Source organism: Pseudomonas sp. S2_C03 (genome assembly GCF_054668405.1).
Genome location: NZ_CP162766.1, coordinates 1,722,158 through 1,737,216 on the forward strand (window position 1 = coordinate 1,722,158; position 15,059 = coordinate 1,737,216).

A 15,059-nucleotide genomic window follows, 5' to 3' on the forward strand; every position below is an offset into this window, starting at 1 on the left:
ATCGGTTGCCAGTCTATGCAGTCTGCCTGTATTAATAATTAGCCTTGCGCGAAAGCCATTATTAGCTTTTAGGAAAGAAACGGTGACGATGATCGATGACTTGAGTTTCTTCCAACAGGTGGCCACACGCGGCAGCCTCACTGAAGTGGCGCGGCACCTGGGCCTGTCATTGCCGGCGGTGAGCAAGCGCCTGAGCCAGCTTGAGGCGCGGCTGGGCGTGCAGTTGCTGGCGCGCACCACGCGCCGGTTGTCGCTGACGCCGGAAGGTACGTTGTACCTGGAAGGAGGGCGACCGATCCTGCGGCAGCTGGAAGAACTGGAAAGTGCGCTCGACAGCCGGCAGCCGACGTTGCAGGGGCTGCTGCGAATCAACGGCACCCTGGGTTTCGGTCGCCAACACTTGGCGCCGTTGGTGTCCAGCTTCGCCCGCCTGCACCCGCAACTGGAACTTTCCCTGGAACTGTCCAGCCAGCCGTCGAGCCTGCTCGATGATCAATTCGACATCAGCGTCTGCATGGGCGAACCACCTGATTCGCGTCTGATCGCGGTACGCCTGCTGGAGAATCCGCGCATCCTCTGTGCCTCACCTCAATACCTTGAGGCTATGCCTGAACTGACTTCAGTGGCCGACCTGGAACAGCATAACTGCATCGTGCTACGCCAGTTCGGCAGTGACTACGCCATCTGGCGGTTCCGCAAGGATGGCCGGGATTACGCCCACAAGGTCAGCGGCACCCTGTCGAGCAACGATGGCGAGGTGGCTTTGCGTCTGGCCCTCGACGGGCATGGATTGATCCTGCGTTCACGCTGGAACGTTGAGGAGCACTTGCAAAGCGGGCGCCTCAAGGCTGTGCTGGAGGATTATCAGGCGCCCAGGGCGGATGTCTATGCTGTGTATCAGCATCGCCGGCACATTCCACAACGAATCTCGGTATTCGCCCGGTATCTGGCGCAGGAGCTGGCCCGGCGCTTGCCGTTTGCGGCGCCCAAGTGAACGTGCAGTGGGTGGATGACCTACCATGATCTGAAGTTATGCAGGTCCTGACTATTCGTGCATTGCCGGGGGGTGTCATGCTCTTGTAACGTGAAATTGTCCCGCTCGGTCGAACAATAAAATCAAACCTGAGCAAAGCACCTGAGGTGCAGGGTGTTCAGTCGAGGTTTTTAGCGCTGCCGAATTAATCTACGTCCAGGATGATTTGCCATGAAAACCTTGTCTGTTGCTCAAGCGTTCGGTTCCGTCATTTCCCTGTTGAGCCTTTCGGTGGCGTGCGCCATGCCGGCCATGGCCGACCAGATCACCTTCGTCTCCCAGGGCGGCACGTACCAGGAGGCGCAAACCAAAGCCATCCTCGACCCGGCCGCCAAAATACTCAACATGACCATCAAGCAGGACAGTGCACCCGACGCCTGGCCCATGGTCAAGGCCCAAGGTGAAGCGAAAAAACCGGTGTGGGACGTGATCGACACGCCGCCCTCCAACTGCGTGCGTGGCGGTAACGAGGGACTGATCGAACCCCTGGACCTGAGCAAGATGCCCAACGTGCAAAAAATGCCGGACGCTTATCGCACCCCCTACTCGGTGGCCTACGAGTTCTATTCGTCGGTCATTGGCTACAACAAAAAGAATCTGAAAAAAGTGCCGCAGACCTGGGCCGAGTTCTGGGACGTGAAGAACTTCCCAGGTGTGCGTGCCCTGCGTAACGATCCGATGAGCACCCTGGAGGCGGCGTTGCTCTCCGACGGCGTGCCGCGCGACAAACTCTACCCGCTGGATGTCGATCGCGCGTACAAGCGTCTTGAACAGATCAAGCCCAATATTGCCGTGTGGTGGACTTCCGGTGGCCAGTCGGCGCAATTGCTCGCCGACGGCGAGGTCGACATGCTGATGATCTGGAACGGTCGCGCCAGCGCCGTGCAAAAAAGCAACCCGGACGTGGCGTTCACCTACAACGACGGCCTGCTGCAAAACACCCAGTTGTGCATCCTGAAAAACGCGCCCAATTACGCAGCGGCCGTCAAGTTCGTCAACGAAGCTTTATCGCCAGACCTGCAAGCCAACCTGCCGCTTTACATCGACTACGGCCCGGGTAACCCGGCGGCGTTCGACACCGGAAAAATCACCGCCGAGCGCGCCAAGGAGCTGCCAAGTGCTCCGGACAACGCAGCGAAGCAGGCGCTGATGTCGGAAGAGTGGTGGGCATCGGCTGCGGGTATTGCCGCCAAGGATCGCTGGCTCAAATTCGTTCAGTGAGGTCCGGATGATCGATTACCTGATCCTGGGTGGCGGCTCGGCGGGCTGTGTGCTCGCCGCCCGGCTCTCGGAAGATCCAGACAAACAGGTGTGCCTGATCGAGGCCGGGCGTGATATCTCGGGGCAGAGCATGCCGCCCGAGATTCGTGCCCGCTACCCGGGGCGCGCCTATCTGGATGTGAGCAATATCTGGCAGCGCTTGACGGCGCTGATGGGCAACCGGGCCAATGCCGCGCGGCGTTACGAGCAGGCACGTATCCTGGGTGGGGGCTCGGCGATCAATGCGCTGATGACCAACCGTGGTGCACCTGCCGACTATGACGAATGGCAGGCGCTTGGCGCGCAGGGTTGGAGCTGGGAAACGTGCCTGCCGTATTTTCGCAAGCTGGAAAACGATACCGATTTTGCTGCGCCGCAAGACAGGGCGCTGCATGGCAGCGACGGTCCCCTGAGGATTCGGCGCACGCCGGCCGAGCGCCTTTCGCCCTTCGTCAAAGGCGTGATGCGGGTGCTGGGTGGGCGCGGCCTTGAGCACAAGGCCGACCAGAACGGCGCGTGGGAGGAGGGCGTGTTCGTCGGCGCCATAGGTGTCAGCGAACAAGGCGAGCGTATCCCCACGTCGGTCTGTTACCTGACCGACGAGGTGCGCCGGCGCAAGAACCTTACCATCCGCACCCAATGCGTAGTCGATCGGGTGCTGATCAAGTCCGGACGAGCGACGGGGGCACGGATTATCGTTGGCGACGCAGCTGAGTCGTTGCAGGCCCTCGAGGTCATTGTCTGCGCGGGGGCCATTCATAGCCCAGCGGTGTTGTTGCGCAGTGGCATTGGTCCGGCGGATGACCTGGTGACGCAGGGCATTACGCTGGTGGCAGACCGACCAGGCGTGGGGGGCAACCTCATGGAGCACCCATCGATTGCGGTGTCGGCGCTGCTCAAGCGCGAAGGGCGCACGGCGTTTCCCGAAGAGCACCATGAACAAGCCATTGTGCGGTTTTCTTCAGGGCTGGCCGACACGGTGCCGTGCGACATGCACGGCGCAATCCTGTCGCGATCAGGCTGGCATTCGATTGGCTACCGTTTGGGCACGATGTTTTTCTGGGTCAACAAATCGTATTCCAGGGGGCGTTTGCGCCTGGCCTCCAGTGACCCCCACGAAGAACCCCAGGTGCGTTTCGACATGCTCAATGACGCGCGTGATCTGGAGCGTCTGAAGCAGGCGCTTCGCTTTGGCGCCCAGACGCTGTCGGCACAGGACCTGCAACGTGAATGCAGCGTGGTGTTCCCTTCCAGCTACTCGCCGCGCGTGGCCAAGGTGGCGATGCCCGGCATGTTCAATGCCTTGCAACGGGGCGCATTGAGCCTGTTGCTGGACATCGCCGGGCCACTGCGGGGCTTGCTGATTCATGGCCTGGTGACGCAAGGCATTACCTTGAAGAAACTGCTGGCCGATGACCAGGCGCTGACCGATTTTGTGCAGCGCAATGTCGGTGGCACCTGGCACCCTTCCGGCACCTGCCGCATGGGGCGCGCCGACGACCCGCAAGCCGTGACGACCGGTGACGCCAGGGTGATCGGCGTTCAGGGGCTGCGGGTGTGTGACGCCTCCCTGATGCCGTCGATTCCCTGTGCGAACACTAACGTGCCGACCATTATGATCGCCGAACGGGTGGCCGACCTGATCAAGGCCGATGCGAAGATGTCCAGCGCCAAGACACACACGCTGGAACACCTGTAGGAACGGGGGCTATGCCCCCCAGCCAACGATCCCCTTGACCTCCAGAAACGCCTCGAGCCCCCATTCGGCGTACTCGCGACCATTGCCCGACTGCTTGTAGCCGCCGAACGGTGCGCCACTGTCCCAGTTCGGATAGTTGATGTAGACGCTGCCGGCACGCATTTGCAAGGCAACGTCCCGTGCGCGTGTGCGGTCGGCTGATTGCACGTAGGCGGCCAGGCCAAACACGCTGTCGTTGGCCATGCTCACGGCTTGCGCCTCATTTTCATACGCCTGGATGACCAGCACCGGGCCGAAGATTTCCTCGCGGGCGATGGTCATGTCCTGGGTGACGTTGGCGAAGATCGTGGGCTGCACGTAATAACCCTGGGCCAGATGCTCGGGGCGACCCAGGCCGCCGCACACCAGTTGTGCGCCTTCCTCGATGCCAATGCCGATCAGGCGCTGGATGCTGTCGTACTGGCGTTCACTGATCACCGGCCCCAGGGTTGTGACCGCCGCGTCGGGGGCGCCGACAATGTGCGCTTGCGCGGCGCGGCGCGCGATGTCCACGGCCTGATCGTGCAAGTGGGCGGGCACCAGCATGCGGGTCGGCGCATTGCAGGACTGGCCGCTGTTGCCAAAACAGCTGTTCACGCCGTTGGTCACCGCGGCTTGCAGATCGACGTCGTCGAGCAGAATGTTGGCCGATTTTCCGCCCAGCTCCTGATGTACCCGCTTGACCGTCGGTGCGGCCAGGCGCGCGATTTCGATACCGGCACGGGTCGAGCCGGTGAACGACACCATGTCCACTTGCGGGTGTGCTGACAGGGCGGCACCCACGGTCGGGCCGTCGCCGTTGATCAGGTTGAAGACACCGGGCGGTACGCCAGCCTCGTGCATGACGTCGGCAAACAGCAGGGCGTTGATCGGTGCGATTTCACTCGGCTTGAGCACCATGGTGCAGCCCGCCGCCAGGGCCGGGGCAACCTTGCAGACGACCTGGTTGATCGGCCAGTTCCACGGCGTGATCAGCGCGACCACGCCCACCGGCTCGTGGGTGATCAGCGTGGTGCCACGGTTTGTTTCGAACTCGAAGGTGTCCAGCGTGCGCAGCAGTTGTTCGAGGTGGCGTTTGCCGATCCCGGCTTGCCAGTCATGGGACAAGGCCCTGGGGGCGCCCACTTCCTGGACGATGGCGTCGGCGATCTCGTCGTAGCGTGCCATGAAGGCGTCGAGCACCCGTTGCAGCAGTTGTTTGCGCTGTGCGGGCGAGGTCTGCGCGAAGCCCGCAAACGCGCGTCGGGCCGCCATGACGGCGGAATCGACATCGGCGAGGTCACCCATGGCGATTTCGCCGAAAGGCTGTTCGGTCGCCGGATTGATCACCGGCAGGCGTTCGCTGCCGTGGGGCTCCACCCAGCGGCCGTCGATGTAAAACTTCAGGGCGTTTTTCATACAGGGGAAGGTCTCGTGCGGGGAGGATGGATGGCGCCGCAGGCACACGAATGGCCCGCGCAGCCCCCGCCAGAATAGTCGGGGGATTTTGCCCGGGACAATTTACTAATAGTTGGGCCAGGCATAAACTCAGGTCATGTCTAACCTACGTCGAAAAGTCCCCAGCTCCAGCTCCTTGTTCGTCTTCGAAGCGGCAGCCCGTTGTGGCAGCTTCACCCGGGCGGCGGATGAACTGTGTGTCAGTCAACCGGCCGTGAGTCGCATGCTCTCGCGTCTGGAAGAACACCTTGGCGTGCAGCTTTTCGAGCGGGTACGGGGCGGGGCGCGGCTGACTGAAAGTGGCAGCATTTTGTACCGTCGTGTTCAGGAAGGCTTCAGCACCATCGAGTCGGCGATCAGTGAAATCGAAGCCAGGGCGACGGGGATCGAGACCGTGACGCTGTCGGTTTCCACCGCGTTCACCACCCATTGGCTGATGCCGCGCATGAGTCGTTTCAGTCAGCGCTTTCCCACCGTCGACATGCGCTATCAACTGATGTCCGGGAGGATCGGCGGCCCGCTGGTCGACGTTGACCTGGGCATGCGCTATCTGGATGCGGGTAGCCTGAAAGCCACGGATACACTCGTCATTCCTGAGATTACCCTGCCAGTCTGCAGCGCCCAATACCTGGCGGATGTGGTTCAGGCCAAGGGCCGCAAACAGCTGCCGACGCTGATCAGCATGGACAATCAGGATCGTGATTGGGCGGCGGCTTTCGAGACGCCGGGGCGTGCCGACAATGCGCTGGTGTTCTCCGATTATGCGGTGGTGGTGCAGGCCGCATTGCTCGGTCAGGGCATGGCGTTGGGGTGGCTGAATGTGGTGTCCAACTCGCTGTGCAAGGGTGAACTGGTGCCTGCGGCGAACGCCTTTTGCGTGCTCTCCCGGCGCTGCTGCCTGGTCGTCCCGGCCAATCGTCCGGTGCGTCCGATCGTCGAAAACGTGCGTGACTGGATCATCGAGGAAATGCGCGAGGACATGTTGAAAATCGATGCGCTTTACCCTCATCTGGGGTTGGCGCAGACCCTGCAATCGACCCATTGAGCATAGGTGCGGCACGCCTGGTAAAAAAACAGTAGGTTATGCCTCTGGGACAGGGCAAAACAGAATATTGCGCGAGAGGGCGGGCAGATAATGGGCCTGTCCAGTCAGTTTCACTCACACGACTTTTCTTGCGGAGCGCCCTATGTCTTTCAAGCAGTTCAAAGCCCTGACGTTTGACGTTGTCGGTACCCTGATCGATTTCGAAGCCGGTATTCTCGCCCACGTCCGTGAAGTCGCGGGTGAAGCAGGCAAGGCCTGCAGCGACGACGACATTCTCAAGGCCTATCGCGAGGCGCGCGCCTCTACGGATTCGGGCTGGTGGCCGGATGACCTGGAGCGTTGCTATCACGTGATCGCCTCCAAGCTGGGCCTGCCGGACAACGACGAGTACGCCAAGGGCCTGGCGCAATCGGTGAAAAACTTCCCGGCGTTCCCTGATTCGGTCGAAGCCCTCAAGCGCCTGCGCAAGCACTTCAAGCTGGTGGCCACCACCAACTCGCAGATCTGGGCCCTGGACTACATGGCCGAAACCCTCGATCAGCCGTTCGATGTGCGCGTCACCGTCGACGACGTGCGTTTCGAAAAACCCGATCCGCAGTTCTTTGCCTACACCCGTGGTGTACTCGCGACCCAGGGCATCCTGTTCGAAAACATCCTGCACGTTGCCCAGAGCCAATACCACGACATTGGCGTGGCCATGCGCCTGGGTTACCAGACTTGCTGGATCGAGCGTCGATTTGCCCAGAAAGGCACAGGCGGCACCCTCGAATCCGAGCGCACCGAGCCGCATTATCACTTCACTTCGCTGGCACAGCTGGCGGACGCGGTCGAGAAAGAACTGGGTTGACCCTCTGGGCGCGCGGGCTCGGAGCCTGGGTGCCCGTCCTTTTTGAGTCGAGAGGCCGGCATGACTGTTCTGAGCTTATGGGCGGCCACCGCCCAACCCGCCCCCGCACTGCAATCGCTGGAAGGCGAGCGGCAATGCGACGTGGTGATCATCGGCGCGGGTTACACCGGCCTCTCGGCCGCGCATCACATCGCCCGCAGTGGCCGCGAGCCGCTCGTTGTCGAGGCCAACACCCTCGCCTGGGGCGCCAGCGGGCGCAATGGCGGCGTGGTGTCACCCAAGTTTCGCGTCGGCTTTCAGACGCTGATGGCGCGCTTTGGCCGCGACACGGCCTTGCAGATGTATCGCACCGGTTACGCCGCCGTCGACAGCCTGGTGGAGATGGTTGACAGTCTGGGTCTGACCGGTGCGCAACTGCACATGGGCGGGCACATTGCGGCGGCGCACAATGTCCACGCGCTGGGAGGCCTTGAGTCCACTGCGAACTGGATCAAGCGTGAAACCGGCGGCACTTCATCGTTCATGATTTCAGCGGGTCAAGTGCGGGAGATGACCGGCTCGACGATTTTTGAAGGTGGCCTGCTGACCCCTAAAGCGGGCGGTATCCAGCCGCTGAATTACGCACGCGGCATGGCTCGAAGCCTGGTCGAGGGCGGCGTGAAAATCTTCATCAACAGCCCGGCCGAACAGGTCACCCGAGAGGGCGAGCGCGTCATCGTGCAAACACCGCAGGGGCGGGTCAGTGCCCGTCAGGTGATCTACGCCACCAATGGTTATTCGGACCAGACCCGCGCCACCGACACGCTGCATCGCCGGCTGATTCCCTTTCGCAGCGCGATCATCGCCACCGAGCCACTGCCGCCGAACCTGCTGGCGCAGATCATGCCGGGCGGGCAGGTGTGTGGGGACACCAAGCGCATGTTGCGCTGGTTCCGGATCATCGGTGATCGACTGATTTTCGGCGGACGCGGCGCGTTCGGCAAGGACGACTCACAAAGCGCATTCGACGATTTGCAGCGCAGTATGGTCGATGTTTTCCCGATCCTGCGTGAACAGAAAATTGCCTATCGCTGGTCCGGCCTTGTCGCGATGACGCTGGACTACCTGCCGCACGCCGGGCAGCTCGATGATCGCAGTTTTTATGCCATCGGCTACAACGGCGGCGGAGTGGCGATGTCGACCTGGATGGGCAAGCAACTGGCCGCCATGACCGCCGGCGAAAAGGTCGAGCTGGGCTTGCTGGCCGGCGAGCATTTCAACCCTATTCCGCTGCATGCCTTCCGGGCGCCGGGCGTGCGCCTGGCGGCGGGCTGGCAGCAGTTCCTGGATGTCATCGGACGATGAGCGAGCATTAAGCGTATGCCACCGATTCTGCATTATTCCCACCCCCATTCCGACCGCCAACTGCCCAGCGCCGCCTTTGCCTTGCAAGGCGATCCGCTGGCGGCCGGGCGCGTCATTCATTACCACGATCCCTTGCAGGGTTACGCCGCTGGCAGCAGCGTCAGCACCGGTGCGGACCTTGTCATCGAGTCCTTTCCCTGGGTGGAACTGGGTGTGATCGAGGCCGGGGAGTTACGTTTGCGCGGTGAGGGTTTCGACCTGCAACTGGCGCAGGGAGATTGCTTTGTGGTGCCTCGCGGCGTGCGTGTGCATTGGCAGCAACAGGGACAATTGCGCCGGGTGTTCATGGCATTCCCGGGGCTTTCAGCCTGTACGCAGACGCCCGCTGTCCCTCTCAGGGTCGATCTGTCCCAGCCCTTGGCCCCAAGCAGTCCGCCCGCCGCCAGCGTGCTGCTCACGGCCACGCCCAAGGCCTTCAATGAAACGCTCTTCAGCGCCGGTAACTTGCGCATCGGGCTGTGGCAATGCGAGGCGTACGCGCGCCGGCAAGTGCAGCCCGCCTACAGTGAGTTGATGTACATCCTCGAAGGTTCTGTGACGCTGACAGCGCCGCAGGGCGACGGCCATCCTGTGAAGGCGGGGGAGACGGTGATCGTGCCCAAGGGCGCCACCAATGCGTGGGTCAGCGAAGAGACCGTGCGAAAGGTGTTCTGCATCCTGTCGTGACGCTGGATGAACACACAACCCCTGGCCGTCGGTGATGGCCAGGGGTTTTTTCATACCGCCCGAACGAGGCTGCGCAGCGGCACGGTGCTTTTGACTACGGGCGACTTGATCACGATGTAGCTGAAGTATTTTTCGATGCCGATGTTCTTGTCCAGGATCGACTCCATCAGCTCCTGGTAATGCTGGATGCTGCTGCACAGGAAACGCACCAGGTAGTCGTAGCCACCACTGATCAGGTGACACTCCAGTACTTCGTCGATGTTGCGGATGCTCGATTCGAACTTCACGAAGTCGGCACGCTTGTGGTCCGACAGGGTCATTTCAGTGAACACGGTCACCGAGTTGGCGAATTTGGCCAGGTTGACATGGGCTTCGTAGCCGCTGATGTAGCCCGCGGCTTCCAGGCGTTTGACGCGTTGCAGGCAAGGGCTGGGCGACAGTCCGACCGCTTCGGCGAGGCTGACGTTGGTCATGCGCCCGTCCTTCTGCAATTGGACCAGGATGTTGATGTCGATACGGTCGAGCTTGGTTGCAGCGTCCATTGATCAGTCCTCGCAATGTCAAATCAGGGCCGTCGTCCTCAGGCGTGCAAAGCCCGCTGGTGGGCATGGGCCAGGTCGGCGAGGCTGGCGTATTCACAGCGCTTGCCGTCCATTGCCTGAGGCGAATGGTTCCACGGCTGGTCATGGCCGCGACGGAGTGTGCAGACCGGAAAATCGACCCGCTCATTCCACGGGTCATCGCTTTCGGTACTGCGCACCGGTAACAGTTGCGAACGCTCCAGTCCCAGGCGATGCAACTCGCGCTCCAGGCTGTTGTGCCAGTCCTCATGGCTGGGTTCGACGATCGCATCGAACTCGACCGGCAAACGACGCGCCAGGGCCTGCACATCGATACCCTGAGGTGGGGCGATCAGTATCAAACGGTAAAACTTGCCCAGGTACTGGAGGGCTCCCGGAGCATCTTCATACAAGGGCCAAACGGATGAAGAGCTACTGAATGCCACACTCTCGTCCCAGCCAGCAATGGTTTGCAATTGTTGCGCCACTCGTTGGTAAAGCTGCCCGTGAAAGGCGGCCGCACTCATCTGTGCGGCGCTGCCTGCAAGCTCCTGCGCCACCTGTCGATAAGTACTGAGCAATTGCGTGTCGCTGGCATTGGATTCACTTTGCACTGCCAGCGGTCGCAGGCCTTCGAGAATGCCCCGTTCGCGGTCAACCAATGTGCCGAAGGACAGGCCCAACGCCTGGTAATGGGTGACTCTCATGACGTGCTCCTGAGTAGGTCATGCCTCTTCCATCGTGTTTGCGCCCACAGGCCCGACACTGCCAGGCAGGTCGGGCCGGGTCGGGCGCTGAGGCCGTTCAGCAGGCGGCGGCCAGTGCCTTGTCGAGCATCTGCAAGGCTTCTGCCACCTGCTCGCGACGGGTCACCAGCGGGGCGAGGAAACGCACTACGTTGCGGTGCACGCCACACTTGATCACCAACAGGCCGGCGTTGCGGGCTTCGTCGATGACCTTCTGGGCCAGCGCGGCATCGGGGCTCTGTGCGGCATCGCCTGCGACCATTTCGATCGCCTGCATGAAGCCCAGGCCACGCACGTCACCGATGCGCGGGTAGCGTTTTTGCAGGGCCAGCAACCCTTCGTGCAGTTGCGCTGCCAGTGTCTCGCCTTGTGCCAGCAGATCCTGCTCTTCGAACAGGTCCAGGACAGCCAGTGCCGCCGCACAAGCTACTGCGTTGCCGCCATAGGTGCCGCCCAGGCCGCCCGGGGTTGGCGCATCCATGATCTCGGCGCGACCGACCACGCCAGACAGCGGCATGCCGCCGGCCAGGCTCTTGGCGACGGTGACCAGGTCTGGCTGGATGTCGGCGTGCTGGAAGCCGAACATCGTGCCGGTGCGACCGAAACCGGCCTGGATTTCGTCGAGGATCAGCACAATGCCGTGCTCGGTGCAGCGCGCGCGCAGCGCTTGCAGGAATGCCTTGGGGGCGGCGAGGAAACCGCCATCGCCCTGGACCGGCTCGATGATGATCGCGGCGACACGATCCGGCGCCACGTCGGTGGCGAACAGTTCATCGAGCTGCGCCAGCGCGTCGTCGCTGCTGACACCGCGATAGGCGTTAGGGTAGGTGGCGTGATAGATCTCGGCGGGGAAGGGGCCGAAGTTCTGTTTGTACGGCTGGCTCATGCCGGTCAGGGTGACGCCCAGCAGCGTGCGGCCGTGGAAGCCGCCACGGAAGGAAATCACCGCCGTGCGGTCGGTGTAGCCACGGGCGATCTTCACCGCGTTTTCCACGGCTTCGGCGCCGGAGGTGAACAGCACGCTCTTGTAGTGCGCATCGCCCCCGACCAGTTTGTTCAGGCGTGCCGCCACTTGAATGTAGTTCTCGTACGCCACCACCTGGAAGCTGGCGTGGGAGATCTCGCCGACCTGACGACGGACCGCCTCGACCACCTTGGGATGGTTATGCCCAACGTTGAGCACGCCGATACCACCGACGAAGTCCAGATAGCGCTTGCCATCGACGTCCCACAGCTCGGCGCCCTCGGCCCGTGCGGCGACAACCGGGTGGGCGGTGGCGATACCGCGCGGCACATGCTGTTCGCGCAAGGCCAGCAAACGTTGGTTTTCAGTCAGTGCAGAATTCATCTCGATCTCCGTGAACGCCGAAGGTGGCGGGTGATGTCATCAGCTTAAGGATTGCCCGGAGACACAATCGCTGAACTTGGGGCGCCGGGTGCTGTGATCGACTGTTTTGCGGCGGTGTTGCGAAATATTTCGCTGTGCCGGGTAAACGGTAAGTCGGTAGTACAAATGACGGCGGCCTGCAGCAGTACGGTGTCGGCGCGATCTGAAATCGTTATTGCCAACAAGCCGTGCCGCTACAGGCCGAAGTGCTGTGAATCGGTTGAATCAAACCCCGGCGCGGGGTACCACGATGGTGTCTTCGGGGTGCAGGCGCATCAGCATGGGCGCGCCAATCGGTGGCAGGCTCAGGTTGCCTTCGTGATGGCTGGGTTGACGCAGGCTGACGGTCGGGCCGCCTTCGAGGTCGACGAAGACCTTGAGGCTTTCACCCTGGAAGACGATGTCGGAAACCCGACCGCGCAGACGGTTCCATTCCGGCCCCGAGTTGGCATTGTCCAGCAGCAGCTTTTCCGCTTGCAGGGCCAGGAACACGTCGCCTGTGGCCGGCACCGGGCGAGTGGTGCGCAGGGGCGTGGAGCCCAGGGTCAAGCCGTTGTCGGCGCCGCGTTGCAGGGGTACCAGGGTACTTTCACCGATGAAGCTGGCGACAAAATCATCGGCCGGGTGATCGTGCAGGCGGCGAGGCGTATCGACCTGGACCAGTTGGCCGCCGCGCATGATGGCAATACGGTCACTCATGGTCAGGGCTTCGCGCTGGTCGTGGGTCACGTAGATCATCGTGGCGCCCAGGCGTTTGTGCAGGGCGCGCAGTTCGATCTGCATGATTTCACGCAGTTGCTTGTCCAGCGCCGACAGCGGCTCATCCATCAGAATAAGCTTGGGTTCGAAGACGATGGCGCGGGCCAGGGCCACGCGCTGGCGCTGCCCACCAGACAAAGCGGCGATGTTGCGGTCCTCGTAACCGGACAGCTCGACGGTCGCCAGGGCACTCTTGACCCGGTCGCGGCTCTTGCTCGCACTTTCGCCACGGGCACGCAACGGGAAGGCGACGTTTTCGCCGACGGTCATGTGCGGGAACAACGCGTAGTTCTGGAACACCACGCCGATTTCACGTTTGTGCGGTGGCATCAGGGTCACGTCGCGCTCGCCGAACAAAATGCTGCCGGAACTGACGCGGATAAAGCCGCCCAGGATGCTCAGCAAGGTGGTCTTGCCCGAGCCCGAGGGGCCGAGCAATGACATGAATTCCCCGGCTTCGACCTTGAGGTCCACGTTGTTCAATGCCTTGAGGCTGCCGTAGTGCTTGCACACCTTGTTAACGCTGACCGATTCAAAACCTTCAGTGAAATTCATGAAGTGTCGTCCTCTGTAGAACCAGGGATTGCCCGATAGATGTCTGCTGTTATCTGAACACAGGCGCAGACCCGGTTCGTGCCGTTTTGGGGCGCCGGACCAACAGGATCTGCTGTCCGGCGCGGGTGGAGGGCTACAGGCTGCCTTGCGCCGCCCTCGATCAGCCGAGGCCACCGATGTGCCAGGCTTTCACCTCGAGAAATTCATCCAGACCGTATTTGGAACCCTCACGGCCGGTGCCCGATTGCTTCATGCCGCCAAAGGGCGCCACTTCCATGGAAATGATCCCGGTATTGAGCCCGACCATGCCGAATTCCAGGCGCTCACCCACACGCCAGGCGCGGCGCATGTCCTGGGTGAAGTAGTACGCACCCAGGCCGTAGGGCGTCGAGTTGGCCAGGGTCAGGGCCTCTGCTTCGTCCTTGAAACGGAACAGCGGCGCCACCGGGCCAAAGGTTTCTTCAGTGGCCAGCAGCATGTCGGCGTTGGCATCGCGCAGCACGGTCGGTTGCACGTACAGCCCCTCGCCTTGAGGTGCGCCACCGATGGCGATGCTTGCACCTTTGTCCAGCGCATCGTTGATGTGCCGGGCCACCTTGTCCACGGCAGCGGCATTGATCAGTGGGCCGATGGTGACACCGCTCTGCAAGCCGTCGCCGACTTTGAGCTCGGCGACCGCCGCGCTCAGGCGTTCGGCGAAACGCTCGTAGATGCCGTCCTGCACCAGGATGCGGTTGGCGCAAACGCAGGTCTGCCCGGCGTTGCGAAATTTGCTCTGCATGACGCCGGCGATGGCCAGGTCCAGGTCGGCGTCGTCGAACACAATGAACGGCGCATTGCCGCCCAGTTCCAGGCTCAGGCGCTTGATGGTGGCGGCGCACTGGCTCATCAGCAGTTGGCCGACGCGGGTCGAGCCGGTGAACGACAATTTGCGCACGTCCGGGTTGGCGGTCATCTCGCCGCCGACCCCGGCGGGCAGGCCGGTGAGCACGTTGAACACACCGGCCGGGATGCCCGCGCGCTCGGCCAGCACCGCCAATGCCAAGGCAGACAACGGGGTCATTTCCGACGGCTTGACCAGCACCGTGCAGCCAGCGGCCAGGGCTGGCGCGCATTTGCGGGTGATCATGGCGTTGGGGAAGTTCCACGGCGTGATGGCCGCGACCACCCCGATGGGTTGCTTGAGCACCAGGATGCGCCGGTCGCTGGCAGGCGAGGGAATGGTGTCGCCGTAGATGCGTCGGGCTTCCTCGGCGAACCATTTGACGAAACTCGCCCCGTAGGCGATTTCGCCACGGGATTCGGTCAGCGGCTTGCCTTGCTCGGCGGTCATGATCAGGGCCAGGTCTTCCTGGTTTTCCATGATCAGGGCAAACCACACTTCCAGGTAACGCGCACGTTCCGCGGCCGGCACTTCGCGCCAGGTGGCGAAGCGCGCCTGCGCCGCCTCGATCGCGCGGCGGGTTTCAGCACCCTGCAACGCGGGTACCCGGGCGATCACGCTGCCGTCGGCGGGGTTGGTGACGTCCAGGGTCGCGCCGTCATCGGCCTCTATCCAGGCGCCGTTGACATAGGCTCGCTCGACAAGCAGTGAGGGGTCACGCAGTTGCTCTTTCAACATG

13 protein-coding genes are annotated in these 15,059 nt (G+C 62.4%); 7 read left to right on the forward strand and 6 right to left on the reverse strand.

Translation table 11 applies throughout. The features are described 5' to 3' along the window. Window positions 1–82: 82 nt before the first annotated feature. The 3 genes from AB4N64_RS07855 to AB4N64_RS07865 all read left to right on the forward strand — a co-directional run bounded on the left by AB4N64_RS07855 (window position 83) and on the right by AB4N64_RS07865 (window position 3,992). Complete coding sequence (locus tag AB4N64_RS07855) at window positions 83–994, forward strand: LysR substrate-binding domain-containing protein (RefSeq protein WP_460123819.1); 912 nt, start codon at window positions 83–85, stop codon at window positions 992–994. Window positions 995–1,204: 210 nt separating this feature from the next. Further along, on the forward strand, window positions 1,205–2,254 hold the full coding sequence (locus tag AB4N64_RS07860; RefSeq protein ID WP_460123822.1) for an ABC transporter substrate-binding protein: 1,050 nt from the start codon (window positions 1,205–1,207) through the stop codon (window positions 2,252–2,254). A 7-nt stretch (window positions 2,255–2,261) separates the two neighbouring features. Next, a complete protein-coding gene (locus AB4N64_RS07865) occupies window positions 2,262–3,992 on the forward strand; it encodes a GMC family oxidoreductase (RefSeq protein ID WP_460123825.1) in 1,731 nt (576 codons plus the stop codon). Window positions 3,993–4,001: 9 nt separating this feature from the next. On the opposite strand, the gene AB4N64_RS07870 is transcribed toward AB4N64_RS07865, so the two are convergent. Beyond that, complete coding sequence (locus AB4N64_RS07870) at window positions 4,002–5,429, reverse strand: aldehyde dehydrogenase family protein (RefSeq protein ID WP_460123828.1); 1,428 nt, start codon at window positions 5,427–5,429, stop codon at window positions 4,002–4,004. Between the two features lie 136 nt (window positions 5,430–5,565). On the opposite strand from AB4N64_RS07870, the gene AB4N64_RS07875 reads away from it, so the two are divergent. The 4 genes from AB4N64_RS07875 to AB4N64_RS07890 all read left to right on the forward strand — a co-directional run bounded on the left by AB4N64_RS07875 (window position 5,566) and on the right by AB4N64_RS07890 (window position 9,430). Beyond that, entirely contained in the window at window positions 5,566–6,513 is a 948-nt protein-coding gene (locus AB4N64_RS07875) for a LysR family transcriptional regulator (RefSeq protein WP_460123831.1), read from the forward strand. 142 nt (window positions 6,514–6,655) lie between these two features. Continuing rightward, complete coding sequence (locus AB4N64_RS07880; RefSeq protein WP_460123834.1) at window positions 6,656–7,360, forward strand: HAD-IA family hydrolase; 705 nt, start codon at window positions 6,656–6,658, stop codon at window positions 7,358–7,360. Between the two features lie 60 nt (window positions 7,361–7,420). Then, window positions 7,421–8,704 (forward strand): NAD(P)/FAD-dependent oxidoreductase, encoded by a 1,284-nt coding sequence (locus AB4N64_RS07885; protein ID WP_460123837.1) that lies wholly within the window; start codon window positions 7,421–7,423, stop codon window positions 8,702–8,704. 15 nt (window positions 8,705–8,719) lie between these two features. Then, the gene (locus AB4N64_RS07890) at window positions 8,720–9,430 is read left to right on the forward strand and encodes a cupin domain-containing protein (RefSeq protein ID WP_460123840.1); all 711 of its coding nucleotides are present in this window, start codon (window positions 8,720–8,722) and stop codon (window positions 9,428–9,430) included. A gap of 50 nt (window positions 9,431–9,480) precedes the next feature. On the opposite strand, the gene AB4N64_RS07895 is transcribed toward AB4N64_RS07890, so the two are convergent. The 5 genes from AB4N64_RS07895 to AB4N64_RS07915 form a co-directional block, all read right to left on the reverse strand. Then, the gene (locus tag AB4N64_RS07895) at window positions 9,481–9,972 is read right to left on the reverse strand and encodes an Lrp/AsnC family transcriptional regulator (RefSeq protein ID WP_081567735.1); all 492 of its coding nucleotides are present in this window, start codon (window positions 9,970–9,972) and stop codon (window positions 9,481–9,483) included. A gap of 38 nt (window positions 9,973–10,010) precedes the next feature. Next, on the reverse strand, window positions 10,011–10,697 hold the full coding sequence (locus AB4N64_RS07900) for an HAD family hydrolase (protein ID WP_460123844.1): 687 nt from the start codon (window positions 10,695–10,697) through the stop codon (window positions 10,011–10,013). A 97-nt stretch (window positions 10,698–10,794) separates the two neighbouring features. Continuing rightward, complete coding sequence (gene gabT, locus AB4N64_RS07905) at window positions 10,795–12,084, reverse strand: 4-aminobutyrate--2-oxoglutarate transaminase (protein ID WP_460123846.1); 1,290 nt, start codon at window positions 12,082–12,084, stop codon at window positions 10,795–10,797. Between the two features lie 264 nt (window positions 12,085–12,348). After that, window positions 12,349–13,437 carry an ABC transporter ATP-binding protein gene (locus AB4N64_RS07910; protein ID WP_460123849.1) on the reverse strand — a complete coding sequence of 363 codons (1,089 nt, stop codon included), beginning with the start codon at window positions 13,435–13,437 and terminating at the stop codon, window positions 12,349–12,351. Between the two features lie 160 nt (window positions 13,438–13,597). Continuing rightward, complete coding sequence (locus AB4N64_RS07915; protein ID WP_460123851.1) at window positions 13,598–15,058, reverse strand: NAD-dependent succinate-semialdehyde dehydrogenase; 1,461 nt, start codon at window positions 15,056–15,058, stop codon at window positions 13,598–13,600. Window position 15,059: the final 1 nt, after the last annotated feature.

Excerpts from the sequence above, each read along its gene's own strand:
- AB4N64_RS07860 (WP_460123822.1), top strand. The coding sequence starts at position 1,205 with ATGAAAACCTTGTCTGTTGCTCAAGCGTTCGGTTCCGTCATTTCCCTG.
- AB4N64_RS07865 (WP_460123825.1), top strand. The coding sequence starts at position 2,262 with ATGATCGATTACCTGATCCTGGGTGGCGGCTCGGCGGGCTGTGTGCTC.
- AB4N64_RS07870 (WP_460123828.1), bottom strand. The coding sequence starts at position 5,429 with ATGAAAAACGCCCTGAAGTTTTACATCGACGGCCGCTGGGTGGAGCCC.
- AB4N64_RS07875 (WP_460123831.1), top strand. The coding sequence starts at position 5,566 with ATGTCTAACCTACGTCGAAAAGTCCCCAGCTCCAGCTCCTTGTTCGTC.
- AB4N64_RS07880 (WP_460123834.1), top strand. The coding sequence starts at position 6,656 with ATGTCTTTCAAGCAGTTCAAAGCCCTGACGTTTGACGTTGTCGGTACC.
- AB4N64_RS07885 (WP_460123837.1), top strand. The coding sequence starts at position 7,421 with ATGACTGTTCTGAGCTTATGGGCGGCCACCGCCCAACCCGCCCCCGCA.
- AB4N64_RS07890 (WP_460123840.1), top strand. The coding sequence starts at position 8,720 with ATGCCACCGATTCTGCATTATTCCCACCCCCATTCCGACCGCCAACTG.
- AB4N64_RS07895 (WP_081567735.1), bottom strand. The coding sequence starts at position 9,972 with ATGGACGCTGCAACCAAGCTCGACCGTATCGACATCAACATCCTGGTC.
- AB4N64_RS07900 (WP_460123844.1), bottom strand. The coding sequence starts at position 10,697 with ATGAGAGTCACCCATTACCAGGCGTTGGGCCTGTCCTTCGGCACATTG.
- gabT (WP_460123846.1), bottom strand. The coding sequence starts at position 12,084 with ATGAATTCTGCACTGACTGAAAACCAACGTTTGCTGGCCTTGCGCGAA.
- AB4N64_RS07910 (WP_460123849.1), bottom strand. The coding sequence starts at position 13,437 with ATGAATTTCACTGAAGGTTTTGAATCGGTCAGCGTTAACAAGGTGTGC.
- AB4N64_RS07915 (WP_460123851.1), bottom strand. The coding sequence starts at position 15,058 with ATGTTGAAAGAGCAACTGCGTGACCCCTCACTGCTTGTCGAGCGAGCC.